Here is a 2,196-nt window from a genome sequence, read left to right as displayed (position 1 = left end):
CTCATCTGAATTCTGCTTGCTGCTTTCCTTTTTGGATCAATTGGATAAAGTCGAGCTAAGGAATGAGCATCAAATAAGACCGCGTTTCGTAGGATGGGTTAGGGCAGCGTGACGCATTCTACCCAAGAATCCGGAGTGATTAAATCCACCATCCTAAGAGGCTGCCAATACGCTGAGCATTGGGTGATTTTAGCAAGGCATTTTGGCGATTTTTGTGTGATTTAAATTACGTTAGTTTTGCTGGTGCTGGAGAGACGGATGGGGCGATCGCCCACCCGGATCTTCGGGAACTCTGCCGAACTTTGCAACTTCTTGTATACTTCTGGGGTTAATCAACCTATGTCACGCTCAGCATGCCTGAGTGCTTGTGGTAGTGCGGAACGTTTCGCCGATCTAATGTTCGATGCACTCCCTTTGAGTCAGGTTGGGCAACCTAAAGAGTAGAAGTATTTGATGCTTGTGCGTATTATGTCCTATTCAACAAAGCAAAACCAGTTCTCTACAGATTCCGAATACGCGTTGCGAGCGGCTCATTCCCAGGTCAAAGCCGCTGTGATGACCGAACGGCTTTCCGGACGACAAATTGACTTTTGTGTGTTGACGCTGTGCTCCTGTGCGCTGACGCTGATGTGTCATCACGCGATTAGTTTGGGCCATGCACCGTCGGGGAGTGCCTTGGCATTGCGTACCCCATCCCCAGGCATTCTGACCCAGCTTGACTTCAATATCAAGTCTGGGTTGGTGATCACGCGGGAAGAGTCCTCTGCGGAGGAGGATTAGTCCTGCTACGGGGTCGAGTGGCCGTGGGTGGGGCAGGGCGGTGCCGAGATTGAGCGATCGAGCCAACCTGTGGCCTGCTGGAGACGGGCGATCGCCTCTTCGGGCTGATGGCAAAGCAAATAGACCAATGCGGTTGCGGCTTGTTCGGAGGCGCGGGCGTTGCGGTTGGACTTGAGGCGATGCCAGTCACTGGGGGCGATCGCCAAGCGTTCGGCTAGGGCTTTTGCCAAATCCAGGGTTGAAATCTCGGCGAGTTGGCGACTTGCGGGGGACTGAAGGCGATCGCCGGGGATGGGTTGAGCAGGAGATTGAGTCATAGGGTGTGTAGATTGAAAGGACAAGGCTGTTAGTAAAAACTCTAGCAAACCCTGCTCTAAACGCATCGTTAATACAATCGATACAAATATCGAGCGCGATTTTCTCTGGAAATCCGTTGGCAATTCAGTATAGAATCTCTGGGTTGTTGTCTTCAGGGATTTCCCTAGGGTTTGGAATGGCTACAACGCCTCCTGAAAAGCAAGATTTTGAGCGATCGCTCTTGGAACTGGAACAATCCCTACAACGTGTGAAGGCGCGGTATGTCCAGGTTCAGGCCGATCAGCTAGAGCAGCGAAATTTGCAAGCACGGCTGGATGAACTGCAAGGTTCCCTGGCTCAACCTCGGCCCATTTCAGAACGTGCCCAGCTTCAGCATGAACTGGAGCAGATTAAGCAGCGTTTGGAAGAGCTAGAACTTTCCCTGGAAAGCGAATTGTTTAGCTGGCGAGGGTTTCGGGATGTATTTTGGCAAGCGATTCGCTTCGGGGGATTGGGGATTGTAATCGGCTGGATTTTGCACCGTATTGCGGGATAGTGGGCAGGATCTGAGCGTGAACGTTGAAGTTACAACCTGGTATTTGGAGATGCGATCGCCTGCGGCCTTTCGACCCAGCTATGTTAATCATCCTGATCTTCAGATCCATCATGCTAGGACGCCATCTCCCGAATTCAGCCGATTTTTGTATACCAGCGTGGGGGGCGACTGGTACTGGTGCGATCGCCTCAGTTGGACACGCGATCGCTGGTGGGCGTATCTGGATCGTCCAGAGGTGGAAACGTGGGTGGCCTATGTGGCGGGGACACCTGCAGGATATGTGGAATTGGAACGCCAGCCCGATCACGATGTCGAAATTGCCTACTTTGGGCTCCTGCCAGCGTTTATAGGGCAGGGTATTGGTAAGCATCTCCTGAGTACTGGAACTCAGCGGGCGTGGGATTGGGGGGCGGAACGGGTGTGGGTGCATACCTGTAGCCTGGATGGAGAGTATGCTTTGGCAAATTATCAGGCGCGTGGGTTTACGCTGTATGACCAGACACAGCATAATGAACTACCCCGCCGCAAGCGGACGGGGTATCAGAATCAAAAAAGAGCAAGTT

The 2,196-nt window shown here is 52.5% G+C and carries 4 protein-coding genes; 3 read left to right on the top strand and 1 reads right to left on the bottom strand.

The features are described from left to right. Positions 1-468 precede the first annotated feature (468 nt). Positions 469-780 carry a hypothetical protein gene (locus IGR76_00220; protein MBF2076973.1) on the top strand — a complete coding sequence of 104 codons (312 nt, stop codon included), beginning with the start codon at positions 469-471 and terminating at the stop codon, positions 778-780. Between the two features lie 5 nt (positions 781-785). Here IGR76_00220 and IGR76_00215 read toward each other — a convergent pair whose 3' ends face one another. Continuing rightward, positions 786-1,097, bottom strand: a complete 312-nt coding sequence (locus tag IGR76_00215) for a hypothetical protein (protein ID MBF2076972.1) — start codon at positions 1,095-1,097, stop codon at positions 786-788. Positions 1,098-1,273: 176 nt separating this feature from the next. Here IGR76_00215 and IGR76_00210 point away from each other — a divergent pair, with 176 nt between their 5' ends. After that, a complete protein-coding gene (locus IGR76_00210; GenBank protein MBF2076971.1) occupies positions 1,274-1,633 on the top strand; it encodes a hypothetical protein in 360 nt (119 codons plus the stop codon). 49 nt (positions 1,634-1,682) lie between these two features. Further along, on the top strand, positions 1,683-2,196 hold a 514-nt coding region (locus tag IGR76_00205; protein ID MBF2076970.1), incomplete at its 3' end, for a GNAT family N-acetyltransferase.

It is taken from the genome of Synechococcales cyanobacterium T60_A2020_003 (assembly GCA_015272205.1).
Taxonomy (GTDB): domain Bacteria; phylum Cyanobacteriota; class Cyanobacteriia; order RECH01; family RECH01; genus JACYMB01.
This window is presented reverse-complemented; position numbering and strand designations above follow the sequence as displayed.